Annotated in this window: 25 protein-coding genes; 9 read left to right on the top strand and 16 right to left on the bottom strand. The window is 47.2% G+C overall.

What is annotated here, in order from left to right; translation table 11 throughout:
• Nucleotides 1-2 precede the first annotated feature (2 nt).
• Nucleotides 3-881 carry an archaetidylserine decarboxylase gene (gene asd, locus ACN0TF_RS08970; protein ID WP_417441647.1) on the top strand — a complete coding sequence of 293 codons (879 nt, stop codon included), beginning with the start codon at nt 3-5 and terminating at the stop codon, nt 879-881.
• The gene (locus ACN0TF_RS08965) at nt 878-1606 is read left to right on the top strand and encodes a glycerophosphodiester phosphodiesterase (RefSeq protein ID WP_034822597.1); all 729 of its coding nucleotides are present in this window, start codon (nt 878-880) and stop codon (nt 1604-1606) included. Before asd ends, ACN0TF_RS08965 begins: the two co-directional genes overlap by 4 nt.
• Before the next feature lie 12 nt (nt 1607-1618).
• Here the strand turns inward: ACN0TF_RS08965 and ACN0TF_RS08960 are convergent, their stop codons facing one another.
• From ACN0TF_RS08960 to nudC, 4 genes are all read right to left on the bottom strand, one after another.
• Nucleotides 1619-4717 (bottom strand): efflux RND transporter permease subunit, encoded by a 3099-nt coding sequence (locus tag ACN0TF_RS08960; RefSeq protein ID WP_417441646.1) that lies wholly within the window; start codon nt 4715-4717, stop codon nt 1619-1621.
• Between the two features lie 3 nt (nt 4718-4720).
• Nucleotides 4721-5776: an efflux RND transporter periplasmic adaptor subunit gene (locus tag ACN0TF_RS08955; RefSeq protein ID WP_417441645.1), complete on the bottom strand. Its 1056-nt coding sequence runs from the start codon at nt 5774-5776 to the stop codon at nt 4721-4723.
• 108 nt (nt 5777-5884) lie between these two features.
• The gene (hemE, locus tag ACN0TF_RS08950) at nt 5885-6961 is read right to left on the bottom strand and encodes a uroporphyrinogen decarboxylase (RefSeq protein WP_417441644.1); all 1077 of its coding nucleotides are present in this window, start codon (nt 6959-6961) and stop codon (nt 5885-5887) included.
• 78 nt (nt 6962-7039) lie between these two features.
• Nucleotides 7040-7837, bottom strand: coding sequence for an NAD(+) diphosphatase (nudC, locus tag ACN0TF_RS08945; protein ID WP_417441643.1), 798 nt, complete (start codon nt 7835-7837; stop codon nt 7040-7042).
• A gap of 102 nt (nt 7838-7939) precedes the next feature.
• Between nudC and rsd the strand changes: the two genes are divergently transcribed.
• The gene (gene rsd, locus ACN0TF_RS08940; RefSeq protein ID WP_417441642.1) at nt 7940-8416 is read left to right on the top strand and encodes a sigma D regulator; all 477 of its coding nucleotides are present in this window, start codon (nt 7940-7942) and stop codon (nt 8414-8416) included.
• A gap of 76 nt (nt 8417-8492) precedes the next feature.
• On the opposite strand, the gene fkpA is transcribed toward rsd, so the two are convergent.
• Nucleotides 8493-9233, bottom strand: a complete 741-nt coding sequence (gene fkpA / locus ACN0TF_RS08935) for an FKBP-type peptidyl-prolyl cis-trans isomerase (RefSeq protein WP_417441641.1) — start codon at nt 9231-9233, stop codon at nt 8493-8495.
• A gap of 94 nt (nt 9234-9327) precedes the next feature.
• Between fkpA and ACN0TF_RS08930 the strand changes: the two genes are divergently transcribed.
• The 3 genes from ACN0TF_RS08930 (at nt 9328) to ACN0TF_RS08920 (ending at nt 11518) form a co-directional block, all read left to right on the top strand.
• Entirely contained in the window at nt 9328-10323 is a 996-nt protein-coding gene (locus ACN0TF_RS08930) for a WD40 repeat domain-containing protein (protein ID WP_417441640.1), read from the top strand.
• A complete protein-coding gene (locus ACN0TF_RS08925; protein ID WP_417441639.1) occupies nt 10320-10544 on the top strand; it encodes a SlyX family protein in 225 nt (74 codons plus the stop codon). The genes ACN0TF_RS08930 and ACN0TF_RS08925 overlap by 4 nt, the downstream gene beginning before the upstream one ends.
• A gap of 74 nt (nt 10545-10618) precedes the next feature.
• A complete protein-coding gene (locus ACN0TF_RS08920) occupies nt 10619-11518 on the top strand; it encodes a phosphoribulokinase (RefSeq protein ID WP_317497574.1) in 900 nt (299 codons plus the stop codon).
• On the opposite strand, the gene ACN0TF_RS08915 is transcribed toward ACN0TF_RS08920, so the two are convergent.
• The 6 genes from ACN0TF_RS08915 to ACN0TF_RS08890 form a co-directional block, all read right to left on the bottom strand.
• The gene (locus ACN0TF_RS08915) at nt 11519-12370 is read right to left on the bottom strand and encodes a 23S rRNA (adenine(2030)-N(6))-methyltransferase RlmJ (protein WP_417441638.1); all 852 of its coding nucleotides are present in this window, start codon (nt 12368-12370) and stop codon (nt 11519-11521) included.
• A 3-nt stretch (nt 12371-12373) separates the two neighbouring features.
• A complete protein-coding gene (locus tag ACN0TF_RS08910) occupies nt 12374-12805 on the bottom strand; it encodes an OsmC family protein (RefSeq protein WP_417441637.1) in 432 nt (143 codons plus the stop codon).
• 29 nt (nt 12806-12834) lie between these two features.
• The gene (locus ACN0TF_RS08905) at nt 12835-13185 is read right to left on the bottom strand and encodes a DUF3802 family protein (protein ID WP_417441636.1); all 351 of its coding nucleotides are present in this window, start codon (nt 13183-13185) and stop codon (nt 12835-12837) included.
• A 69-nt stretch (nt 13186-13254) separates the two neighbouring features.
• Entirely contained in the window at nt 13255-14724 is a 1470-nt protein-coding gene (astD, locus tag ACN0TF_RS08900) for a succinylglutamate-semialdehyde dehydrogenase (protein ID WP_417441635.1), read from the bottom strand.
• Nucleotides 14725-14738: 14 nt separating this feature from the next.
• Nucleotides 14739-15761, bottom strand: a complete 1023-nt coding sequence (astA, locus tag ACN0TF_RS08895) for an arginine N-succinyltransferase (RefSeq protein ID WP_417441634.1) — start codon at nt 15759-15761, stop codon at nt 14739-14741.
• 13 nt (nt 15762-15774) lie between these two features.
• Entirely contained in the window at nt 15775-16992 is a 1218-nt protein-coding gene (locus ACN0TF_RS08890) for an aspartate aminotransferase family protein (protein WP_417441633.1), read from the bottom strand.
• 327 nt (nt 16993-17319) lie between these two features.
• On the opposite strand from ACN0TF_RS08890, the gene ACN0TF_RS08885 reads away from it, so the two are divergent.
• Complete coding sequence (locus ACN0TF_RS08885; protein ID WP_417441632.1) at nt 17320-18024, top strand: flagellar brake domain-containing protein; 705 nt, start codon at nt 17320-17322, stop codon at nt 18022-18024.
• A 5-nt stretch (nt 18025-18029) separates the two neighbouring features.
• On the opposite strand, the gene ACN0TF_RS08880 is transcribed toward ACN0TF_RS08885, so the two are convergent.
• From ACN0TF_RS08880 to rpe, 5 genes are all read right to left on the bottom strand, one after another.
• Entirely contained in the window at nt 18030-19202 is a 1173-nt protein-coding gene (locus ACN0TF_RS08880; RefSeq protein ID WP_110013402.1) for an HDOD domain-containing protein, read from the bottom strand.
• A 68-nt stretch (nt 19203-19270) separates the two neighbouring features.
• A complete protein-coding gene (locus ACN0TF_RS08875) occupies nt 19271-19852 on the bottom strand; it encodes an anthranilate synthase component II (RefSeq protein WP_417441631.1) in 582 nt (193 codons plus the stop codon).
• A gap of 4 nt (nt 19853-19856) precedes the next feature.
• On the bottom strand, nt 19857-21902 hold the full coding sequence (locus ACN0TF_RS08870) for an EAL domain-containing protein (RefSeq protein ID WP_417441630.1): 2046 nt from the start codon (nt 21900-21902) through the stop codon (nt 19857-19859).
• A gap of 8 nt (nt 21903-21910) precedes the next feature.
• The gene (gene trpS, locus ACN0TF_RS08865) at nt 21911-22918 is read right to left on the bottom strand and encodes a tryptophan--tRNA ligase (protein WP_417441629.1); all 1008 of its coding nucleotides are present in this window, start codon (nt 22916-22918) and stop codon (nt 21911-21913) included.
• 11 nt (nt 22919-22929) lie between these two features.
• Complete coding sequence (rpe, locus tag ACN0TF_RS08860) at nt 22930-23604, bottom strand: ribulose-phosphate 3-epimerase (RefSeq protein WP_417441628.1); 675 nt, start codon at nt 23602-23604, stop codon at nt 22930-22932.
• 135 nt (nt 23605-23739) lie between these two features.
• On the opposite strand from rpe, the gene ACN0TF_RS08855 reads away from it, so the two are divergent.
• Both ACN0TF_RS08855 and ACN0TF_RS08850 read left to right on the top strand, forming a co-directional pair.
• On the top strand, nt 23740-24042 hold the full coding sequence (locus ACN0TF_RS08855; RefSeq protein ID WP_253618159.1) for a hypothetical protein: 303 nt from the start codon (nt 23740-23742) through the stop codon (nt 24040-24042).
• Nucleotides 24042-24263, top strand: a complete 222-nt coding sequence (locus ACN0TF_RS08850) for a DUF2970 domain-containing protein (RefSeq protein ID WP_253618161.1) — start codon at nt 24042-24044, stop codon at nt 24261-24263. The genes ACN0TF_RS08855 and ACN0TF_RS08850 overlap by 1 nt, the downstream gene beginning before the upstream one ends.
• The last annotated feature ends 3 nt before the right edge of the window (nt 24264-24266 follow it).

The following is a 24266-nucleotide window of genomic DNA, read 5'->3' as shown; positions in this document are numbered from 1 at the left end:
CTGTGGCTAAGACCGATAAAGTCAAAATCTTCTTCCAGCATGTCATGCCTAAGCATTTAATTTCCCGCTTAGTTGGAAAGTTTGCTGCGGCGCGTGCCGGATGGTTTACTCAGCTGTTTATCCGTTGGTTTATCCGACAGTATAAAATTGATATGAGTGAAGCCATTGAAGAATCGCCAACAGCTTATAAAACCTTTAATGAATTTTTTACCCGCCATTTAAAACCTGAGCTCAGACCCTTAGAGGCCAGCGAGAGCGAACTGGCTCATCCAGTCGATGGTGCTGTCAGCCAATTGGGCGACATTGAAAACGGACGTATTTTTCAGGCCAAAGGCCACGATTATTCGTTACAGGAATTACTGGGAGGCAATGAAGAAGACGCGAAACCTTTTGTTGACGGTAAATTCGCGACTATTTATTTGGCGCCGAAAGACTACCATCGCATTCATATGCCCTGCGACGGCGTGCTGAAAAAAATGATTTATGTGCCAGGTGATTTGTACTCCGTTAACCCGTTAACGGCGGCTAATGTCCCTAACCTTTTTGCCCGAAATGAGCGCGTGGTTGCCATTTTTGATACCGAAGTTGGCCCCATGTCATTGGTATTGGTTGGCGCTACAATTGTTGCCAGTATCGGTACTGTATGGTCCGGTACCATAACGCCTCCTACCGGCGGGCGCATTCAAAGCTGGTCATATCCAACCTCGGGCCACTCTGCTATACATCTTAAAAAGGGTGAGGAAATGGGGCACTTTAAACTGGGCTCGACCGTTGTGTTGACCTTTGCTAAAGACGCCATTGAGTTTGACGATGACCTTAAACCTCAGTCAATAACCCGCATGGGTGAAGTGATGGCAGAAATAAAAGAGAGCGACGATTGATTTTATGGGCTCACCGAGGGGCCAGTTATGAGGCCCCGGAGAATACGCTCGCCGCGTTCTCGCGTGCAATGGACAGCGGAGTGCATGGCATAGAGCTGGATGTTTACGCCATTGACGGTGAGCGTTTTGTCTTTCACGACCGGTATTTAGAGCGCCTGACAGCCACCCCGGGCAGATTAAAAGATTTAACCGCAGAACAAATTCGACACCTGAAAGTTTTTGGTCAGCAGTCTATACCCACACTGCGTGAAGCTTTAGCTCATATTAACGGACATTGTCATGTCAACATCGAGCTTAAAGGCGACGTACCCACTAAAGAGCTTCTGCTGGATGTTGATTACGCATTGGAAAACTCCAATTTCAAACCAGAACAGCTACTGGTGTCTTCTTTTAACCATCATTGGTTACAACGCCTTAAAAAGCGTCGTCCCGGAATTAAAATTGGAGCGCTAAGCGCCAGCTGCCCTTTGAGCTATTGTTACTTTGCAGAAGAGCTCAAAGCCTTCTCAGCTCATTTCGCTGTCGACTTTGTCACTCCGGAACTGGTGGCAGATGGTCATCGCAGGGGGTTACAAGTTTATGTCTACACAGTGGATGGGCAACACGATATTGAAGAACTACATGCAATGGGCGTCGACGGTATTTTTACCAATCACCCAAGTTATGCGCAAAACGTTGTTGCCGGCCTGACCACTGCCGGCAACGAACCTATTCTTCATTATTAACGCCGCAGACCATCAACTATGATGGTCTGGGTAATCTTCCTGTAAAGACTCCAGCTTACGCGTAATTGCCATAGGGGAGCTGGTATTCTTCGCTAGTGCAATATACAGAGCAGGAATCACAAATAACGTCAAAAACGCTGACACGGCAACTCCGGCAAAAATAACCGTACCAATAACCATACGGCTTTCTGCTCCCGGACCAGAGCCCAGAATCAATGGCATGGCGCTCATTAAGGTCGTGAAGGCTGTCATCACAATAGGTCGTAGACGCTGCTGTGCGGCCTTAAGCACCGCTTCTTTGAACTCCATACCAGAGTCACGCAACTGGTTCGCAAACTCAACAATGAGAATACCGTTTTTCGCGGCCAGACCTATAAGCATCACAATACCTATCTGACTGTATATATTAATGCTCATTCCGGTTACATACAGCGCCAGTAAAGCCCCAACTATAGCCATTGGCACAGCCAGCATAATAACCAATGGGTGAATAAAGCTTTCAAACTGCGCTGCCAGAACCAGGAAGGTGATGACCAATGCCAACCCGAAAACAAAGACGATTGAACTGCCACTCTCTTTGTACAGTTGAGACTCACCTTTGTAATCAATTGAAACGTCTTCCGGCAGTTTTTCCTGCACCACGCCTTCCAGATAGCTTAATGCTTCACCCAGTGAATAGCCTTCAGCCAGATTCGCCTCAATGGTGACACTCCGCATGCGGTTGTACCGGTTCAGCCGGGCTGACGTCGCCTGCTCAGTAATGCTTACAAGGTTAGAAAGCGGAATCAATTCATCACTTTTGCGTGAGCGAACATAGATATTATCGATAGCGCTGGGGCTACGGTAATCCGCTTTCTCACCTTCCAGCATCACGTCATACTCTTCGCCCCGGTCAAGGTAGGTTGTCACTCGTCTCTGACCTAACACAGACTGCAAGGTAATACCAATGTCCTGCACCGACACGCCCAGGTCGGCAGCACTGGCTTCATCTACCTGAATTAATAGCTGTGGCAGAGTTTCTTTATAATCACTGTCCAGATTCTGCAACCCGGGGTTCGTAGAGGCTTCTTCTATCACAATGTCACGAAACTCCGCTAAGCGCTCATAGGTATTCCCCTGCAACACAAACTCGACTGGCCGGCCGCCTCCGCCACTAATGCCGCTACGCATAAAGGCGAATGCCTGAACGCCGACAACCGAGTCCAGCTGAGAGCGCATTTCTTCCATAAGATCAAAACTTGACCAGTCGCGCTCATCAAACGGAACAGCGCCAACAATGGCAATACCTGCACTACCACCCCAGCCTGGCGCACGAACAATCAAACGGTCAATCTTGCCTTCATCAATGTAAGGCAGAAGAATTTGCTCTATTTCATCCATATGTCTGGAGCTGGACTCAAAACTTGCTCCTTCGGCACTGCGCACCTGAATGTAGAAAGTACCTCGGTCTTCAGGTGGCGCAAACTCCTGGGGAATAAAGCTGAATAATCCGAACGCAACAACGCCCGACATCACCACCAGCACTATCGCCATCATGGGGCGCTTCACGCTTTTCTCAAGCACACGGCGGTAGCCTTGTTCCAGCCAGTTGAAAGTGGCATCAAAAGCCTTGCCAAATTTACTGGTACGCTCTTTTTTACTCAGTATTTTAGAGCTCAGCATTGGTGTTAACGTCAGTGCGGCAATACTGGAGAAAGCAACCGCTGCGGCTATGGCAAGAGCAAACTCAGTAAACAGCTTACCGATATTTCCGTCTAAGAAAGCCAGAGGTACAAATACAGAAATCAGTACCAGAGTCGTCGCAATAACCGCAAAGCCTACTTCTCTGGCCCCACGGTAAGCCGCCAGAATAGGAGGCTCTCCCTCCTCTATACGGCGGTAAATGTTTTCCAATACCACAATGGAGTCATCAACCACCAGACCAATTGCCAGTACCAGCGCCAGCAGGGTTAACAAGTTGATGGAAAAGCCCAGCGCAAATAGCACCATGTAGGAAGCGATAATAGCCACAGGTACTGTCAAGGCCGGCACTATGGTTGCCCTTATATTCCCTAAAAACAGGTAAATAACGACAATAACCAGCGCCATCGCCACAGCCAGAGTGTTATAAACTTCATCAACTGAGCCCTGAATGAATATCGATGAGTCGTAACTGGGTGCCAGGTACATGGTTTCAGGCAGGGTTTCCTGAATTTTTTTCATTTCCCGGTGAACGTTCTTCACCACGTCCAGGGTGTTACCTTTCGACTGCTTAATGACACCCACACCAACCATGTTAACGCCGTTACCACGGAAGTCGGTTTTATCATCTTCTGCACCCAGTTCTACCCGGGCAACCTCACCCAAACGGACTAAATAACCATCGTCGCCTTGTCGTATCACCAGGTTTTTAAAGTCTTCCGGCGATAGATAAGCACGCGCCATACGAACCGAGAATTCTCTGTCCGTTGACTCGACTTCACCCGCCGGCAGCTCAACGTTCTCTTCACGCAAACGGCTAACAATGTCAGTTACCGTTACCTGCCTTGCGGCCATTGCATCACGATCCAGCCAGACGCGCATGGCATAACGACGATCGCCACCAATGACGACCCGCGCAACACCGTCGGCAACCGAGAGGCGGTCAACGATGTATCGTTCCGCATAGTCAGTCAGCTCCAGAATCGACATGCTCTCACTGCGCAGGTTATACCAGACAATGGTACTTTCATCGCTTGACGCTTTTGACACTTCGGGTGGGTCAGCTTCTTCCGGCAGATTATCGAGCACCCGTGAAACACGTTCACGAACGTCATTTGAGGCTGCATCGATGTCGCGAGTCAGATTAAATTCAATGCTGATACTGGAGCGTCCGTTACTACTACTGGAGCTGATGTTTTTAATGCCTTCTATGCCGCTAATGCGGTCTTCGACCAGTTGTGTTACCTGAGTTTCGACAACTTCGGCAGAGGCTCCGGGGTAGTCTGTATCAATAGAGACTATGGGACGGTCAATGTCCGGGTATTCGCGCAACGGCAGCATGGTGAAAGCCACGATACCGAAAACCACCAGCAGAATATTCAGTACGGTTGCAAAAACCGGACGTTTAACAGAAAGGTCAGACAGCAACATGACTTAACCTCCCTGCACAGAAACAGGTACACCGTCACGAAGGCGAACAATGCCTTCTATAATGACTTTTTCTCCCGGCTTAAGACCGTCAGTAATTTCTACGATTCCCGGCTTACGACGGCCAATGGTCACTTCTTTTTGACGCGCCCGGTTATCTGGCGTTAACACATAAACATATTGTCTGTTCTGAATAGGAATGAGCGCTTTTTCCGGCAACAACAGAGCTTCATCAATGCTTCGTAGCAAGGTAATTTGCAAAAGCATCCCCGGACGCAGACGTTCATCATCATTGTTAATTTTTGCCCTGACTTTTACTGATCGCGTTACCGGATCCACACGAGAATCAATGCTTGAAATACGCCCAATAAATTGCTCGCCCGGATAAGCCCGGCTGCGGGCTATCACTTCCTGATCTACCGCAATACTGGCGAAGTAACGTTCAGGAACGCTGAAGTCGACTTTGATAGGCTTGATATCATCAAGAGTTGTAAATACATCACCCGGGCTGACCAGAGAACCTGCGCTTATTTCGCGAATGCCTACTCGGCCTGAAAATGGCGCATAAATCTTCATTTCTTTTAAAGTTGCTTCAGCAACTTCTAAGTCAGCCTGAAGTCCATTAACTCGTACTTGCTGTTCATTAAACTGTTGTTGCGAGGCTGCATTACCGCGACGTAATTCGGTTACCCGTTCCAACTGACGTTTGGCTTCGTCTAAGCTGAATTTGAGCTGCTGCACACGAGCCACTTCTTTACGCGCATTTAGCTCAGCCAGCAGTTGTCCTTGCTCAACTAAGTCACCGCTTTCAAAATAGATTTTTTCGACAACGTCCTGAGTTTGCGCAGTAATACGAACCGTTTCATTGGCCATGGCGGTGCCTAACGCTTCGATAGTATCGCGGAACTCACTAATTTCAGCCGTCTGAATTTTAACCGGAACTGCCTGTTCCTTCCCTTCTTCCACCTTAGTTTCGGGCGGAAACCCAAACAAATACACAGCTGCCGCAATCAGGACAACGACAACAATAGTAATAGGGTTAATCCAGGAACGTTTCGCCATGCTTACCTCTAGGTTCTTAGTACAACGGTTTTAACATAGACCATTGTACGCAAAACACCGCCCGAAGGCGGTGCACTTAACGAGGATTCTGGCGGTTTAATCGCAAATTCAGTCGTTTGAATGAAATGCCGGGCTGTATTTATGAATAGCTTCAATAAAAGCAGCGGCATGTTCAGGATCTACTTCGGGATGAATTCCATGCCCCAAATTGAACACATGACCAGTACCTGAGCCATAGCTTTGTAATATAGTTTGTACTTCTTGTTCAATACGCTCTGGTTTTGCATAAAGCACGCTGGGGTCCATATTGCCTTGCAGAGCAACTTTACTGCCAACACGAGCTCTGGCATCGGATAAGTCAGTGGTCCAGTCCACACCTAATGCGTCGGCACCGCTGGCAGCCATAGCTTCCAGCCATTGCCCGCCATTTTTGGTAAATAAAGTCACAGGCACTTTACGTCCGTCAGCTTCGCGCGTAAGGCCTGCCACAATTTTTTCCATATAAGCCAGTGAGAATGCCTTGTAGTCACGTGGCGATAAAACGCCGCCCCAGGTATCGAATATCATGACCGACTGCGCACCTGCGGCAATCTGTGCGTTCAGATACTGAGTAACGGACTCAGCCAGAACATTCAGCAACGTATGCATAGCTTCAGGGTCAGCAAACATCAGTTGCTTCACTTTGGAGAAGTTTTTGGTGCTGCCGCCTTCAACCATGTAGGTCGCCAGTGTCCACGGGCTGCCAGAGAAACCAATAAGTGGCACACTACCATTCAGTTCGCGACGAATAGCACGGACAGCGTCCATCACGTAACCCAGCTCGTCTTCCATATCGGGCACAGCCAGGTTTTTAATAGCGGCCATGCTGCGCACAGGGTCTTTAAACTTAGGGCCTTCGCCGGCTTCAAAATATAAGCCCAGACCCATAGCATCGGGAATGGTCAAAATATCACTGAAGAGTATAGCGGCATCCAGGTCGAACCGGCGCAACGGTTGCATGGTTACTTCGCAGGCAAGCTCGGTGTTCCGGCATAATGACATAAAGTCGCCAGCCTGCCCGCGCACTTTTTTATACTCAGGTAAATAGCGTCCAGCCTGACGCATCATCCAGACGGGCGTGCGATCAACAGGTTGTTTTGCTAATGCACGAAGGTAACGATCATTTTTAAGCGCCGGAGCGGTCATAGCGAATCCAATTATTTATCAACATCAATGCCCGGCATTTTATCAGTCCGCAGGCATTGGCTCCATGAAAACTTATGCTTACCTCTTTTGAGATAGGTCAATCAACGTTCTTGCTATGGTCCCTTCAGGCGGAATATCCGGCAGGTCGTCAAAAGCAAACCAGTCGCCTGTCACTAATTCGTGCGGATCAATATGCAGTTCGCCCTCTGCCCAGTCTGCGGTGTAACCCATCATTAGCGAATGAGGAAAAGACCAGGGCTGGCTTAAATGATACTGAATGTTCTTAACGCGAATGCCGGCCTCTTCATAAACCTCGCGCTCTAACGCCTGCTCCAGACTTTCGCCAGCTTCAACAAAGCCTGCCAATATAGAGTGCAAGCCGGGTTTATGGCGCTTACCCTGAGCCAGCAGAATTTTGTCATCTTTGCGGATAGCCACAATAATGCATGGCGACACGCGCGGATAACAACGGTGCTGGCACTGATTACAATGCATTGCCAGCTCCCATTCTATGGTTTGCATACGGGCACCGCAGCGGCCGCAAAAGCGATGAGTATTCAGAAAGTCACTGAATTGCCGGGCTCTGCCTGCCATCGCAAACTTTTCCATGTCATCCACGGTAAGTAATTGCCGTAAAGGCGCGAACTCTCCACCAATGAACTGCTCGTCCATATAGTCGGCCATAATTAAATAACAGCTGCGCTCCCGCAGTTCACCTATTTCCACTACCCGGTAGTCATTTAAGTCTGGAAAGCCTAAATCTTGTAAGCAGCCAAAAGGGACTTCTCCGCTTTCATCCAGAAAGAGATGGTCAGAGCTCACCACAAACCACCAGGCAGGTTCATCAGCCGCCGGTTTTGAATACAAAGTCGCCATATTAATCCCGCGTATCAAATGCGTTTGGTTTTCTGTAAAATCAGTTGAGTTCTAATGCTTCTGAATTTACATTAGGTACTGAAACTATAGACGGAGAGTATCATGTTAAGCCGTAATGAGCAGGCAAAAAAGCGCTGGGGCGGCGCTCATAAAAGTATCGACCTATGGCTATCCGAGCGCCAGGACTTACTGGTAAATTATTTTAAACTTGCCGCGCTCCCGCCTTATGAAAGCATTCGCTCGGGCTTACCCGAAGTCACTGATATCCGTAATTTTTGCGGTCAATTGGTCGACTATGTCTCAAGTGGTCACTTTGAAATTTATGATCAAATTGTGCGCGAAGCTTCATCTCAGGGAAACTCAGTTGATGATTTAGCTGACGAATTATTCCCTTTAATTTCTGACACCACTGAAATTGCATTAGATTTTAATGATAGATATGGCGAGATAAGCTCAACTGACCACTGTGAAACCTTCGATAGAGATTTATCGGCACTGGGTGAAGCACTGGAGTTGAGAATGGAGTTTGAAGATAAGCTTCTCCACCATTTAGACGAACATAATTTAATAACGGCTTAAGCTAACTTTTATTGAATTTATAAAGACGCCGGCATTTCGCCGGCGTCTTTTTGTATAGATGAAAGCGCAACGGAACTTATTCGTTATCCAGTTCGTCTTTTTGTACGTTAAGCAATTCAACAGTAAAAATCAGCGTTGAATTTGGTGGAATTTGGCCATCACCCAATTCACGATCACCGTACGCCAGTTCAGATGGGATCACGAAACGGTATTTAGCACCTTCCTTCATCAACTGCAGACCTTCAGTCCAGCCTGGAATAACGCGGTTTAGCGGAAATGATGTTGGTTCGCCACGCTCATATGAGCTGTCAAACACTTCGCCATTAACCAGCGTACCTTCGTAATGAACTTCTACCATGTCGGTTTCTGCCGGGCTAACACCGTCACCCTCTTCAAGAACTTCATACTGAAGACCAGAGTCGGTTGATTGCACACCCTCTTTTTTCGCATTTTCCGCTAAGTAGGCTTTCCCTTCCTCAGCGGCTTTTTTACCCAAAACGTTCTGACGATGTTCCATGACTTCTTCGCGCATAGCGTTCAGGATTTTTTCAGCTTCTTCTTCACTCAGTTGAGGGTCACCTTTAACCGCATCGACAAAGCCGGCAATAACAATGTCACGTTCCAGCATATAGTCCGCTTCTTCCTGGCGGTCCAGGTTACGCGCAATAAATCCACCAACAGAAGAGCCTAAAGCGTAAGCCTGCTTGTCTTTCTCTGTTTTTAATTCCGTATCATTCGCCGGAAATTTTTCTTGCGAGCAAGCAGTCAGTACCAGCGCGATGGCTGAAATAGCTAACGGCTTTATCAGTTGTTTCATCGTTTTCTCCAATTATCGTCTTGCATCCTTTCGGACTATGCCATAATAGTGTTATCTAACAGAACCATACTACACAACCACAAGGAACTTGCCTATGCCTTTTCTCAAGCTGTGCGGTGCGTTTATGTTGCTGGTTGTACTCACCGGTTGCCAACCTGCACCGGAGAAGGTCAATAAAACAATTCACGCTGAAAACGGCACTTACGCCGCTGATATTTCAGACGACGGCCGCTTCAGTCTGGTGTCTACAGACGAGACGGGGTTGCTGCTGTGGCCACGTTATGCCACCAATGCCAAGTACCAGTGGCAACATAATGAAAACGACGTCTCTCAAATTATCGACGTTGATATTAGTGCCGACGGCGAAGTCGCAGTTGCTGCATCGCGTAAAGAATTTTCCATGTGGGATATTAATAGCGGTGAAAACCTGGGTTTCTGGCAAATAGGTTCGGGTGATATACAAAAACTCGTGGTCAGCAAAAAAGGCGGGACTGTGGTTCTGGGCAAACGGGACGGTACACAAGTTGCGTTCAATCCGGCATCGGGTCGGCGTATTGAGTTTTATGGTCATACCGAAAGTATTAACGTTCTGGATATTTCGCCCAATGGTTTTTATGTTCTGAGCGGTTCAAACGACCATTCGGCTATTCTGTGGGATACCCGCAGCGGGCAAATTGTGCACCGCTGGCCGCTGGAAGGACGTATAACACAAGTTGCCCTGCACCCTGAAGGCCATTTTGCCTTCACTGCCGATGCAACAGACAACGCCATTATTCGTTCACTACCCGATGGCGAAACCGTTTCGGAATTAAAATTCATGGAGCGCCATAAGATTTTTAGCGCTGCGCGCTTTAGCGCATCAGGTAAGTATCTCATTACCGGATCTCCATCACGTAAAATCTCAATCTGGGACACGGCAACAGGAAAACAACTCTCGAATTGGCGAGTAGACTTACGCGATGGTGGCCGACCCAGCAACGCGGCGGTATTATCCGTGTTGTTCGACGAACAAGAGCAAATGGTTATTAGTGAGAGCTCTGCAGGTCTTGCTGAGTGGTGGAATATTGATTTAACAGGTAGTAAAGAATGACAGTAGAGAAGATAGAAGCGCAATTGACTAACTTGGAAATGCAGCTAACGTTTCAGGAAGACACTATTCATTCATTGAATAAACTGGTTACTGAGCAGACTCAACAAATGAGTGAAATGCAAAAGCAAATTCGCTGGTTAGGAAAGCGCATAAAACAAATACAGGAGAATCAGTCGACTGACTCAGATCCAGCAGACGAACCACCCCCTCCTCATTATTAAAGCGTTGGGTTTACCTTGACCTTAGTAAATCAGGTCAGTATAACAACTGTTCTTATTTAGTTTGCGAGAATGTTATGTCATCAAAGCACCCGATTATTGCCGTTACCGGCTCATCAGGAGCAGGAACAACCACCACCGGCCAGGCCGTACGCCATATCTTTCGCTCGTTAGATGTGAGTGCAGCTTTTGTGGAAGGTGACAGCTTTCATCGCTACTCTCGCCCTGAAATGGATTTGGCTATTCGCAAAGCTCAGGAACAGGGTCGTCATATCAGTTATTTTGGTGCCGAAGCCAATGACTTTGACCGGTTAGAATCCTTATTCCGCTCTTATTCACAAACCGGCAATGGCAAAGTACGTCGTTATTTACACAGCTTTGATGATGCCGTGCCCTATAATCAGATGCCCGGCACTTTCACGCCCTGGGAAGAGCTCCCTGAAAATACCGATGCGCTTTTCTATGAAGGCCTGCATGGCGGTGTTTGCGGTGACGGGTACGATGTAACTCAGTATGTCGATTTATTAATCGGCATGGTGCCCATTGTTAACCTTGAGTGGATCCAGAAGTTGATTCGCGATACATCAGAGCGGGGCCATTCACGTGAAGCGGTTACCACCAGCATTATTCGTGGCATGGAAGATTACATTCACCATATTGTTCCGCAGTTTTCGCGTACTCATATCAACTTCCAACGAGTGCCTACGGTTGATACGTCCAACCCTTTCAGTGCCAAGGATATTCCGTCACTGGACGAGAGCTTTGTTGTTATTCGTTTTCGGGGTATTAAGAATGTCGACTTTCCGTATTACCTGCAGATGATAGACGGTTCGTTTATGTCGCGTACCAGCACTCTGGTTGTGCCCGGCGGGAAAATGGCCTTAGCCATGGAGCTGATTCTGACACCACTGATAGAACAAATTATGGAAAGGAAAAACCAGGTTCGCCGTCAGGTTGACTGGATATCAAGTAAGTAACTACTCACCAACTAGCCAACGGCTGTGAAAATTAGCGCCTTTGTCCTGAGCCAGAGTCTTGCACAAGACAGGTAACAGATGCTCGCTATCCTGCACCACGCCATAAGGCGGATTAACCCAGAGAAAACCACAGCCGTGGAGCCCTTTTCGCTCATCGTTGGTGCGTATATTCAGTTCCATGATCAGAGTCTTAGGCAGACCAGCCAAAGCGCCAACATCACGGTGAAAAGCAGCCGTTTTTAATTCATCTTTAATCGGGTACCAAACCGCAAAGCTACCGCTTTGCCAGCGTTTTAAGCCCTGTTCAAGCGCGCTGACCACATCGTCAAACTCCGTGGTGTTTTCAAAAGGCGGGTCAATAAGTACCAACCCGCGCTTTTCAGCTGGGGGCAGTTGCGCACGCACAGCCTGATAACCGTCCATAGGGGCCAGAATTTGCACTTGTTTGTGCTGACCCAAAGGTGTGTTTTTAAGGGTTTCCGCGTCTTCTTTATGCAGTTCACAAACAACTAGCCGATCATTTTCACGTAAAAATTCAGAGGTTATGACTGGTGAGCCGGGGTAATACCTAAGCTTATCTTGCTCTTCGTTTAATTTACGCACGGAGTTTAAGTAAGCGGCGGCTAAAGGTTCTTCAGCTGACTGCTCAGCAAAACGGACAATGCCCTGTTCAGCTTCGGCGGTTCTTACTGCCTGATCGCCTTGCAAATCGTAGTAACCGATACCGCCGTGGGTATCGAGTACAAAGTAGGGCTTATTCTTTTGCTGAAAATACTCCAGCGCACGCGCCAGAAGCAAATGCTTAAAAACATCGGCAAAATTGCCGGCATGAAAAATGTGTCGATAATTCAAAGATCAGTCGTCTTGTTGAGGAAATTCAATACGGTAACTGTGGGTAATATTAACCGAAGCTTCCAGCATTTTAGCCACCGAACAGTACTTGTCGGCCGACAGTTTCACCGCACGCTCTACGTGCTTTTCGTTGATATCCGTACCCACGACCACGAACTCAAGGTGAATGTCGGTAAAAACCTTTGGTACTGAATCGGCACGTGTTCCTGACAACTCACAATAGCAGCGCTGAAGGTTCTGCTTAGCTTTTTGCAATATACTTACCACATCAACAGACGCGCAACTTCCCGCGGACATTAGTACCATTTCCATAGGACTCGGGGCTTTACCGGGGCTGTCACCATCCATAACCACCTGATGACCACTATCTGAGGTAGCTACAAAAGTCATGCCGTCTACCCAGGTGACCTTTGCATTCATGCTATTTGCTGACATTGAAGATCCTTGCTGAACTCAATAAAAGACTACAGTCGGTAACTTTGCAGACGCTCATCGAAAAGGTTTTTTACCAGACCGACAAACTCATTAATGAAGGCTTCCTGCTGCGGAGTCGGGTGTGTATCCAGAACTTTGGATAGCACTTCTTCTAAATCGTAAACGATAGCATCCGTTTCCCGGACAATATCCAGCCGCACAGCCTCATCAAGCTCATTCTGCTCAAACACTGCCATCATACTTTCTGACAGGCGTTCTTCCATAAAGTCGCGCAAAGTGTAATCCGCAGTTTTTGCGCTGCTACTCTGTTCAGTGAAGACCGGTAACTGACCTGTCAGGTACTGGATTAGCTCAATGTATCCGTCTGTTTCAACTATCATCGGTTTCTCTTTGTCACGCGGCCAGGCAACCCATACGCTGCCCAGCCACTAAACTAGCACAGATTGCGATTAAAATTTAAGCCCTGGCGCTAAACTCTCAGGTAAGCTCATGCTGTCAGCTTCCACAGAGGCAACCGGGTAAGCGCAATAATCCGCCGCATAATACGCACTAGCACGGTGATTACCGCTTGCACCGATACCACCAAAAGGCGCGGCACTGCTGGCACCAGTAATCGGCTTATTCCAATTCACAATACCTGCGCGAATGTGTTTAAAGAAGTAACGATAGGTTTCCTCATCGTCACACAAAACACCGGCAGACAGACCATAACGTGTGTTGTTCGCTTCTTTGATAGCCACATCGATATCTTTAAAGCGATACACTTTCAGTAATGGTCCAAAATGTTCCTCGTCCGGTAAATCCTCAACTCCGGTTACATCCACAATACCCGGAGTGACAAAACCTTTCTTCGAGTCAGCCTGCTTCATACGAACTAATGACTTAGCTCCTTTATGCAACAGCTCATTCTGTGCATCGACCATTTCGCCCGCAGCTTTAGCTGAAATCATAGCACCCATAAATGGCTGCGGATCAGCTTCGTAGTCGTCGACCAGAATATTCTCGGTTACTTCAATGAGACGTTCCAGTACAGCACGGCCTTGCTCTGAATCTTCTATAAACAAGCGGCGCGCACAAGTGCAGCGTTGACCAGAGGTAATAAAAGCCGATTGAACAATGTTATGAACCGCGGCATCAATATCAGCCACATTAGTCACCAACAATGGGTTATTGCCGCCCATTTCCAGTGCCAGAATCTTATCCGGACGACCACCAAATTGTTTATGCAACAAGTGGCCGGTGTTTGATGAGCCAGTGAAATACAGACCATCAATTTGTGGGTGCGCTGACAATGCTTTACCCGTGTCGACTTCGCCCTGAACCAGGTTGAGAACACCCGCCGGGATGCCTGCTTTTTCCCATAACTTCACGGTTTCCTGAGCCACCATAGGGGTCAGTTCGCTTGGCTTAAATACCACGGTATTACCCGCAATAAGCGCCGGTACAATGTGCCCGTTAGGCAAATGTCCCGGAAAGTTATAAGGGCCATAAACAGCGACCACACCGTGCGGCTTGTGGCGGATAAAGGCTTTTGCGCCCGGCATGTCATTTTCCACGGTACCGGTACGTTCATGGTAGGCTCGTTCTGAAATAGCCACTTTACCCATCATAGCGCCAACTTCGGTGCGGGTTTCCCAAACGGGCTTGCCGGTTTCTTTGGCCATAGTACGAGCCAGGTGCTCTTTATTTTCTTCCAGCAATTCAGAGAACTTTTGGCAGATAGCCAAGCGTTCTTCAACACTGCGGCCAGACCAATCCGGAAATGCCGCCCGTGCTGCCAAAATGGCTTTTTCAACCTGAGTTTCACTGGCAGCTTCGCCACTCCAGATAACTTCGTTTCGTGCTGGATCAATCGATTTGAACAGCTGGCCTTCACCAGCTTCCCAACAACCGTCAATAAATTGAATACTGTTCGTCATACAAATACTCCTGCTTAGAGTGCAACAATGCGGGCTTCATCGCCGCTTTCTAAATGCATTGCCTGGGCTTGTTCTGTCGTCAATATGAGTTCGTCTGCACCGGCCGGTAAAGACAGTTTGGTTGCACGGAAGTTCTTCAGCTGCGTGTTGCAGACAATATGAGGAATGCCTTCATCTTCCGCTGTAGATTCGCTTACAGTTACCGTCACTAAACGACTGTTACGGACACTGTTAAGATTACACACTTCGGCTTCAACTGTTGGCCCTGCATCAAAGATATCGACGAACCCGCGGAAGCGGAAGCCTTCAGATTCCAGCAATTTCAGTGCCGGCCGGGTATTGTCGTGAACTTTACCGACAACCGCCTGTGCTTCTTTACTCAACAAGTTAGTATAAATAGGGAAGCGAGGCATCAGTTCAGAAATAAAGACTTTATCGCCAATGCCGCTTAAGTAATCGGCTTTAGGAAAGTCCATTGAGAAAAAGTTCTCTTCCAGCCAGTTCCAGAACGGCGAATCTCCATTGTCATCTGAAACACCGCGCATTTCGGCTATTACCCAGTCGCTGAAACGCTGTTTAAATTCTGCTAAAAACAGCATACGGAAACGAGACAAAGTACGTCCGTTCATGTTGTGCCGGTAAGGTTCGCGCAAAAATAGGGTGCATAGCTCAGAAACACCTGTGTAGTCATTACACAAGGTTAAGGTTTCCAGCGCATTATAAATATTGAGCTTTTCTGAATGATGCACAACTTTACCCAAACGGTAATGCCAGAAGGCTTCATTCAAACCCACCGCAGCTTCAATACCACTGACACCTGCAATAGTACCGGTTTCGGTATCTTCCATAACAAACAGGTAGCTTTCATCGCCCGGTGTTTCAACGGTATCTTTAGCGAATGCTTTTTGCGCCGCATTAATGCGACGCTCCAGCAGCGACTGGTCTACCGGTAAAGAAGTAAAACCATGACCGGACTCAATCGCACACTGGTATAACGCTTCGTAATCTGACGGCTTAATGGGTCTGATTAGCAACATAAAACAGCCTCAGTTATTGACCGACGACCTGAGCAACAGCTTTTTCAAAGCGCTGCAGGCCTTCTTTAACGTCTTCTTCAGAAATAACCAGTGACGGGGTAAAACGCACCACATTAGCACCGGCAATCAGTACCATCACGCCATGCTCCTGACCGGCCAGCAAGAAGTCGCGCGCACGCCCTTCGTACTCTTTATTCATTGCCGCGCCAAGCAATAAGCCCTGACCTCGAATTTCGCTGAACACGTTGTATTTTTCATTAATTGCGGCCAGTTGCTCTTTGAACCATTGCTCACGTTGCTTCACGCCGTCCAGCGTTTCTTTAGTATTCACAACATCAAACACTGCTTCTGATACAGCGCATGCCAGTGGGTTACCGCCGTAAGTACTACCGTGTGTACCCGGCTTAAGATGCTCCGCAATTTCAGTTGTTGTTAGCATAGCGCCGATAGGGAAACCGCCGCCCAAGGCTTTTGCTGAAGTCAGAATGTCCGGCGTCACACCCAGCTGTTCATAAGCATAAAGGCTACCGGTACGGCCAAAGCCAGTTTGTACTTCATCAAAAATCAATAACGCGTCGTTTTCATTACACAGTTCACGTACTGCTTTAACGAATTCTACGTCAGGGCTTACTACGCCACCTTCACCTTGCAATGGCTCCATCATTACGGCGCAAGTTTTATCGGAAATCAGTTCTTTTAGCGCGTCGATGTTGTTGTAATCCACATGCTCAATAGCACCAGGTTTTGGACCAAAACCGTCAGAGTAAGCTGGCTGGCCACCCACGGTTACGGTAAAGAAGGTGCGCCCATGGAAACCTTTAGTGAAAGCAATAATTTGTTGCTTATGCTCACCGTGCTTTTCAATTGCCCAGCGACGCGCCAGCTTTAATGCCGCTTCGTTAGCTTCAGCACCCGAGTTAGCGTAGTAAACGCGATCAGCAAAGGTGGCTTCGGTTAATTTCTTCGCCAGACGAATTGCTGGTTCGTTGGTAAAAACGTTACTTAAATGCCACAGCTTCTGGCTCTGTTCCTGCAGGGCTGACACCATCGCAGGGTGGCAATGACCAAGACAGTTCACAGCGATACCGCCAGCAAAGTCGACATACTCACGACCTTCCTGATCCCAAACGCGAGCGCCTTCTCCTTTGACAGGAATCATCGATGCCGGGTTGTAGTTTGGAACCATTACATCATTAAACATTTCACGGTTTACTGTCTTATTGTCTGTCATTACTCTCGTCCTTATCGCCTTAGCGAGTTAACAAAGGTGTCAACAAATTCATCTCTAAAAGTAGCCAGCTATTATGCCAAAATTTGTGCAGTTTGTCTGTGATAATTCGGTTATAAATCCCTAAACCCGAGGGGTTGCGCTTTTCTTGCATAAGATACGAATAGTTATGCTAATGCATACTGAAACCATGAATCTTTAGTCATTATTTTTTAGGCCACGAAAATGTGTTCTCTGAATTAACATTTAACTACGCAGAATTACATTGATTTTTAACTGGTGTTAATTTAGCCTGATTTATTGAATAAATGTTCGGCAACAGAAGACGTTATGGAAAATCAGACTCCGCCCTTGAACGCCTCATCTCAACCCCAGTTAAAGCTTACCTATTTACGCCCGGGCGACGTAATTGATGTTGAGTTTTCTTCGGCGACAAAGGTGCGCACCAAGCTTCAGGTTGTGGGCTTTGATACCGGTAACTATTTATTGTTGAAGCAGCCGAATCCGCGCACCGATGGCAGCTACGCCGATGTGTTATATGAAGGTAACCCGGTTATTGTTCGCTTGGTTTTAGAGGGAGAAGCGGGTGAGTGCCTGGCTTTTAAAACAAAGATCCGGGCCGTCTCTAATATTCCTTTCCGGTTGCTGTACCTGGATTATCCAAAACAAATAGAGAATCGCGCATTGCGGGCACAACGCCGTGTACGAACTCATATTCCAGTTGATGTTACTGCTGATGGCAGTCAGACGAAAAGCAAGAAGAAGTTAGCCAGTGGCGTTATTGTCGATATCTCTTCTGCCGGTTGTCGAATTGTGTTTAAGGCGCAGAACCAGACGGGTAATGTCACTCATATGAATATAAAAATCAGTATAGGGTCAGGTTCCCAGAAAGACCCTCTGACCCTTTCAGGTCAAATTATGAATCAACGCAAAGAGCATGCAATGGTAAGTGTTGGCGTGCGCTTCACCGACGAAGAAGCGCATATCAGTAATGTGTTCGACCATTTATTAATCGACACCGAGTTTGAGTGCTGAAGCTTCTATTCCGGCACAACAATTGGTGGGCGTTTTAAGCTCACATTGTGCAAGCGAGCAACAGTTTCTGACGTTATTGAATGCTTGTTTAGCAGGTGTTTACCCTCTTCCAGGCTGGCAAGGTCCACTTCGCGCAGCATTCTGAATTCGCAATAAGCATTGGCCTGAGCTAAGGCTTCCGCGTATTCAGAGTCATAGCCTTTGTCTTTCGTTTTGCTTTGCGTAAAAGCCAATAAGTGTTTGCTTACCGGAACACGCTTTAACCCCCAGCCTTCAGCAACCAGGTAACTTACGTCTTTATCCTTTTCCAGCATTAAATCGCGCAGAAAGCGCTCATCCGGAGTCAAGGTGACAATAGTATTGTGGCGCTCTGGTGACTTATCGTTAACGCTTTGCATAGCGAATTCACGCTGCACATCATCAAATAAACGCAAATACAGCTTGGTTAAGGCTATTTTCCCCAGCTCATGGAACATACCAATGGTATAGGCTAAAACCGGATCTCGCAGGTTACGCTCTACCGCAATATTGTGCGCAGCAATAGCCGTACCCAGCGAATGCTCCCAAATTTTCCGACGGAATAAAGTGAACGGTTGCGTGGCCGGCGGCAGCCAGTTTTGCATAATATAAGCAGGAGCCAGCAGGCGTAGGTTTTCTGTGCCAACAAAACTCATGGCCACCCGAAGGTTATCAATTTTCATCTGCTTATTCCGATCAATAAACGGTGGTTGATTGACCGTACGGATTAACCCCGTATGAAACCAGTCCATACCTTGCACAACGGACTCAATCCGGCGCATAGAAGCGGCTTTCATGCTAAGCGTATCGAGCAATTCAGGTAGCTTTTCAGGTAGTGGGATCAAGCGCTCGCGTATGTAGTCACCATCTTCGATGGTTTTCAACGCACGATGATAAATCTCTTCATGCAATTCATCAGAAATACGATCGGCGTAACGTTGACGCGCCTGCGCTTTGCGATCGCGCTCTTCGTAATTCAAACGCTCCACTTCTAAAAGCTTACGTCGCTGCTCATGCTCTTCGTCGTCGGTACCATCTTCTTTTGAGCGAGTTTTACGCGCAAACGGGAAGCTTATCAGATAGTTGATAAAGCGTTTTTCTAAGCGCAGAGCGGGGTCATTACTACCGCCTTCTGTGGTACCCGCAAAAAAGTGGAACATGTTACCTCGGTATTAGCTGAACTGCGGCAGTATTATGTTGAATAAGCAGAGAAAATACTACTTACTGATTATCGTATATAACGTAAAAAATTCGCTAACAGATTATGTCCTTGAGCTGTCATAACAGACTCAGGATGAAACTGAACACCAAACAGCGGCAAATGCCGGTGCCTTATTGCCATAATCTCGCGCTGGCCTTTTTCGGTTTCTGTATCGGCATCAATGACAAAATCTGCTGATAAGCTTTCAGGAGAAACAATCAGGGAATGGTAGCGGGTCACTTCTAAAGGGTTATTTAGCTGTCGGAATAGTCCCTCGCCGGAGTGTTTAATTACACTGGTTTTCCCGTGCATAACTTTTTCTGCCCGAACAACGTTTGCACCAAAAACCTGTGCCAATGCCTGGTGACCAAGACACACACCTAATATTGGCAGCTTAGTTTGAAAGTGCTCAATAGCAGCCAGAGATATCCCCGACTCGTCAGGAGTACAGGGACCCGGCGATATAACAAGCGCCTCAGGAGCTAACTGTTCTATGTCGGTAAGGGTTAATTCATTGTTCCTGAAAACACCAACGTTTTCGCCTAATTCCCGAAAGTAGCGTGCCAGATTGTGGGTAAATGAGTCAAAGTTATCAATTAAAACAATCATACTGCTAGGACAGCCGCTCGCTTAGCCAGTCTTTAAAATGGACTGGCCGGGCAAAATAGAATCCCTGCAATAAATCAGCACCATTTTCTTTCAGCAATTTAACCTGAGCTTCAGTTTCTACGCCTTCGGCTACCGAAGAAACCAATAGAGATTTAGTCATATTCAGCATAGCCAACAGCAGCCCCATGTGTTTGTCATTCACTTCCGCCAGTTGAACAAACTCCCGGTCTATCTTTAGCTCGCCTATTGGCAGTTGCTGAATGCGCATGAAATTAGAATACCCGGTACCAAAGTCATCAATAGAAAATACGACGTCGAGCTCGGCAAGCCGCGACATTGTTTGCTCAACTATTTCAGGGTCAGCCAACAATAAGTTTTCGGTAATTTCAATGGTCAGTTGATTCAGCGGCGCATCCTGTTCGGTAAATATTTTCTGTACCGTCTCGACATAATCGTCTTGTAAAAACTCAATCGGACTGACATTCACAGCTATGCGATCGTTAAGCCCTTTATCGCTAAGCTGCCGCACAACGAAAGCGACCTGACTCAGCAATTCTTTAGCCATAGGAATAATCAGCTTAAAACGCTCCGCAATCGGGATAAATTGATCTGGAGGAATGATCTCCCCGCCTTCATTGCGCCAACGCATTAGAGCCTCTGCACCACGAACAACACCGTTGGTATCCACTTTAGACTGCAACCAACATTCGAACTGCCCTTTACCCAAAGCCGCTCGTAAGGCCACTTCGGTTTTGGCATCGGTTACAACTGAATTAGATATTTCTGCTCTGTATACCGCAACTTTATCCCGGCCACTATGCCGTGCATTAGACGTTGCCGTATCGGCTTGTGACAGCAGTCCGGACGCGTTTTCATTGCCTCCACTTAAACTGACACCAACACTTGCAGTGAGGTAATGCGTCTGGAACGCCGTTTTAAAGGGCTCGCGCAGTACGCCATGAAGCTCGTCAATAATAGCCAGGCTGGTCTCGGTGGAGTCCTGCATAACCCCCACCCAAAATCTGTCACCAAGATCTCTCGCTATCCAGCCCGAATCGCCAACTGTTTTTCTCAGTCGCTGTGCAATTAACTGAATAACACGGTCACCTTCATCGTGTCCGTGAATTGTATTAACGCGGTTAAAGTAATCAATATTAACGGCTGCGACAGCAATGGGTAATTGGCTGTCAATGCGTTTCTCAACCAGATCAAGAAAACGGTGACGATTTGGCAACCCCGTTTGCTCATCGAAGTTTGCTAAATATTCCAGCTTACGGGCATTTTCTTTTTGCTCGGTAATATCCCGTATAACGCCGACATACTGCGTTTCACCAGAATGAGTTATCTCGGTTACCGCCAAATCAATAGGAAACACTTCTCCGGTTTTGCGCTTCGCCTGAACTTCGCGGCCAATACCAATAATGCGTGCACGACCTGTTTTTTGATAAGCACGAATGTAACGGTCATGTTCCCGGGCATAAGGCTCGGGCATTAACACGCTGACATTTTTACCTTTCACTTCAGCGGAACTGTAACCGAACATGCGCTCAGCCGGCGCACTAAAATTAATAATAATGCCGTTACTGTCGATGGTAATAACCGCATCCAGTAAGTTGTCCAGTGTGCTGCGTAAGGTATTGGTTTGCTCTTGTAACTGCTGCAAACGGTACTTTTTAATCGTAATATCCTGAATTGCACCAAATAGTGCCATGTCACCATTTTTCAGCGTTCGGGTAATGCCTGTAATAGCAACCCAGTGAATTATTCCGCTTCTGTCTTTAAGACAACTTTCTGCTGACCAGCTATGGTGATTTTGAAAACTTTGCTCTACCAGTTGTTCAATATTTTCACGGTATTCAGGAAGGTGAAACGCCATTGCCTGTTCATAGGTAATGGGTTCATCCTGGGCTACACCATGAATTTCTCTTAACTGAGGGCTCCAGTATAAGTCTCCGGACGCGGGTTCATACCAAAAGCTGCCAATGTTTGCCATAGTTTCAACACTGGTTAGCAACTCCTTTTCACGCTGTTCCGGAGATTTATCTGCCATAGTTAAATTTATCCCGGGTAAGGTACAAAACCTACCGCTTTATAAACATCTGACAAAGTTTTTGCTGAGGCTTCACGTGCCTTATCAGCGCCTTGTTTCATGACCTGCTGCAAAAATGCCTGATCATTACGCATTTCGTGATACCGCTGCTGTATCGGTTCCAGCATGGCCACCACAGATTCCGCCACATCTACTTTTAAATGCCCGTACATTTTGTCTTCGTAGTCCGGCACAAGCTCGTCTATCGACTTACCGGTAGCGGCTGACATAATGCTCAGCAAATTCGAGACACCCGGCTTTTCTTCCTGATTAAAGTAAATGCGCGCCTGCTCATCAGAGTCAGTAACGGCTTTCTTTATTTTCTTCAGAATCTTCTTCGGTTCTTCCAATAAACCTACAAAGTTATTCGGGTTATCGTCCGACTTTGACATTTTCTTAGTCGGCTCCTGCAATGACATGACCCGCGCACCGACTTTCGGAATCATTGGCTCCGGAATCGTAAAAATATCGCCATACAAATTATTAAAACGCTCAGCAACATTACGCGTCATTTCCAGGTGCTGCTTCTGGTCATCGCCCACCGGCACTTCATTCGCCTGGTACAACAGAATGTCTGCCGCCATTAGCGCCGGATAAGTGAACAAACCCGCATTAATATTACTGGCGTGACGCTGAGACTTGTCCTTAAACTGAGTCATGCGGTTCAGCTCACCCATTTGCGTGTAGCAGTTAAGCACCCAGGCTAATTGAGAATGCTCCGGCACGTGCGACTGAATAAACACCGTACTCTTTGCCGGGTCAAGACCACAAGCCAGATACAAAGCCAGTCCATCAAGGGTTGCCTGCTGCAGTTTTTCAGGCTCCTGCCGTACAGTAATGGCGTGCTGATCAACCAACATAAACTTACAGTCGTGAGTGTCCTGCATCTTAACCCACTGACGTAATGCGCCAATATAATTACCAATAGACAACTGTCCCGACGGCTGACAACCACTTAACACAATTGGTTTCGACATTACTGTTTCCTCTAAAAACCTGTTACCGCAGCGATTTCATCGCGCATTGTCTGGATGACACTGGCGTAATCATCCGCATTAAAAATAGCTGAACCAGCAACGAACATGTCCGCGCCAGCTTCTGCAATTTCACCAATATTTGAAACCTTAACACCGCCATCCACTTCCAGACGTATGTCGCGGCCACTTGCTTTAATTCGTTTACGCACCGCTCTGAGCTTCTCAAGCGTTGACGGAATAAAAGACTGCCCGCCAAAACCCGGGTTAACCGACATCAGTAAAATGACATCCACTTTATCCATAACATGATCAAGGTAATGCAGCGGTGTTGCTGGGTTTAGCACTAAACCCGCCTGGCAACCCTGTTCGTGAATAAGCTGTAAAGTCCGGTCAACATGGTCGGATGCTTCCGGGTGGAAAGTAATGATAGAAGCCCCGGCTTCGGCAAAATCAGGAATAATACGGTCAACAGGCTTAACCATTAAATGCACGTCAATTGGCGCTTCAATTCCGTAATCACGTAACGCTTTGCATACCATAGGACCTATCGTCAGGTTAGGCACGTAGTGGTTATCCATCACGTCAAAGTGCACGACATCGGCGCCAGCATTCAATACCGCGTCAACTTCCTCACCTAACCGCGCGAAGTCCGCAGACAGTATCGACGGTGCAATTAGTGGTTTCATTGTTCGTTTTCCTGACCTATTTCAAAATGATGCTTATTGTAGCAGTTAACCCATGACAAAAAAATTCGCAATGATGACTAGAATTTTTACAAAATCGCTGATAAATTAGTCAATCAAGACTTGAGAGGGACTTTCATGCGATTACTCACAATAATAACGTCACTGGCATTAGCTGCGTTTACTGCGCTTGCTATTGTGAGTCCTTCCTCGCTCGTTGCTGAGCAAAACGCCACCCAGCGCTGCCAGCAGCTTGTCACTGAAATGGAACCCAGTAACACCTCTGTTGAGTGTCAGTTAGCTGCAGAGCAAGTAACATGGTTTAGCTGGTTAAAAGGCGACAGCCGTTCCGTACAATTTCACTTCTTCGACTTGATTGAGTTAATCTCAAGTTCAAGCGACAGCAACAAAAAACATTATCAAAACGAATACACTGATTAATGTCTGAATCTACCGAAAACAAAACCTCTAAACCAGGTGTCTTTAGTATGGTTATGAGTGTGTTGGCGGCATTTTTAGGTGTGCAAACAGAAAAAAACCGCCAACGAGACTTCCAGCATGGTAGTCCGAAAGCCTACATCATCATTGGCGTTATTCTTACTATTTTATTCGTGTTTGGTTTAGTCGGCCTCGTCAACCTGGTCATGGCTATCGCAGCCTGATGT

The organism is Idiomarina sp., from assembly GCF_048265525.1.
Classification (GTDB): Bacteria; Pseudomonadota; Gammaproteobacteria; order Enterobacterales; family Alteromonadaceae; genus Idiomarina.
This window is presented reverse-complemented; position numbering and strand designations above follow the sequence as displayed.

Excerpts from the sequence above, each read along its gene's own strand:
- ACN0TF_RS08960 (WP_417441646.1), bottom strand. The coding sequence starts at position 4,717 with ATGTTGCTGTCTGACCTTTCTGTTAAACGTCCGGTTTTTGCAACCGTA.
- ACN0TF_RS08955 (WP_417441645.1), bottom strand. The coding sequence starts at position 5,776 with ATGGCGAAACGTTCCTGGATTAACCCTATTACTATTGTTGTCGTTGTC.
- hemE (WP_417441644.1), bottom strand. The coding sequence starts at position 6,961 with ATGACCGCTCCGGCGCTTAAAAATGATCGTTACCTTCGTGCATTAGCA.
- nudC (WP_417441643.1), bottom strand. The coding sequence starts at position 7,837 with ATGGCGACTTTGTATTCAAAACCGGCGGCTGATGAACCTGCCTGGTGG.
- rsd (WP_417441642.1), top strand. The coding sequence starts at position 7,940 with ATGTTAAGCCGTAATGAGCAGGCAAAAAAGCGCTGGGGCGGCGCTCAT.
- fkpA (WP_417441641.1), bottom strand. The coding sequence starts at position 9,233 with ATGAAACAACTGATAAAGCCGTTAGCTATTTCAGCCATCGCGCTGGTA.
- ACN0TF_RS08930 (WP_417441640.1), top strand. The coding sequence starts at position 9,328 with ATGCCTTTTCTCAAGCTGTGCGGTGCGTTTATGTTGCTGGTTGTACTC.
- ACN0TF_RS08925 (WP_417441639.1), top strand. The coding sequence starts at position 10,320 with ATGACAGTAGAGAAGATAGAAGCGCAATTGACTAACTTGGAAATGCAG.
- ACN0TF_RS08920 (WP_317497574.1), top strand. The coding sequence starts at position 10,619 with ATGTCATCAAAGCACCCGATTATTGCCGTTACCGGCTCATCAGGAGCA.
- ACN0TF_RS08910 (WP_417441637.1), bottom strand. The coding sequence starts at position 12,805 with ATGTCAGCAAATAGCATGAATGCAAAGGTCACCTGGGTAGACGGCATG.
- ACN0TF_RS08905 (WP_417441636.1), bottom strand. The coding sequence starts at position 13,185 with ATGATAGTTGAAACAGACGGATACATTGAGCTAATCCAGTACCTGACA.
- astD (WP_417441635.1), bottom strand. The coding sequence starts at position 14,724 with ATGACGAACAGTATTCAATTTATTGACGGTTGTTGGGAAGCTGGTGAA.
- astA (WP_417441634.1), bottom strand. The coding sequence starts at position 15,761 with ATGTTGCTAATCAGACCCATTAAGCCGTCAGATTACGAAGCGTTATAC.
- ACN0TF_RS08890 (WP_417441633.1), bottom strand. The coding sequence starts at position 16,992 with ATGACAGACAATAAGACAGTAAACCGTGAAATGTTTAATGATGTAATG.
- ACN0TF_RS08885 (WP_417441632.1), top strand. The coding sequence starts at position 17,320 with ATGGAAAATCAGACTCCGCCCTTGAACGCCTCATCTCAACCCCAGTTA.
- ACN0TF_RS08880 (WP_110013402.1), bottom strand. The coding sequence starts at position 19,202 with ATGTTCCACTTTTTTGCGGGTACCACAGAAGGCGGTAGTAATGACCCC.
- ACN0TF_RS08875 (WP_417441631.1), bottom strand. The coding sequence starts at position 19,852 with ATGATTGTTTTAATTGATAACTTTGACTCATTTACCCACAATCTGGCA.
- ACN0TF_RS08870 (WP_417441630.1), bottom strand. The coding sequence starts at position 21,902 with ATGGCAGATAAATCTCCGGAACAGCGTGAAAAGGAGTTGCTAACCAGT.
- trpS (WP_417441629.1), bottom strand. The coding sequence starts at position 22,918 with ATGTCGAAACCAATTGTGTTAAGTGGTTGTCAGCCGTCGGGACAGTTG.
- rpe (WP_417441628.1), bottom strand. The coding sequence starts at position 23,604 with ATGAAACCACTAATTGCACCGTCGATACTGTCTGCGGACTTCGCGCGG.
- ACN0TF_RS08855 (WP_253618159.1), top strand. The coding sequence starts at position 23,740 with ATGCGATTACTCACAATAATAACGTCACTGGCATTAGCTGCGTTTACT.
- ACN0TF_RS08850 (WP_253618161.1), top strand. The coding sequence starts at position 24,042 with ATGTCTGAATCTACCGAAAACAAAACCTCTAAACCAGGTGTCTTTAGT.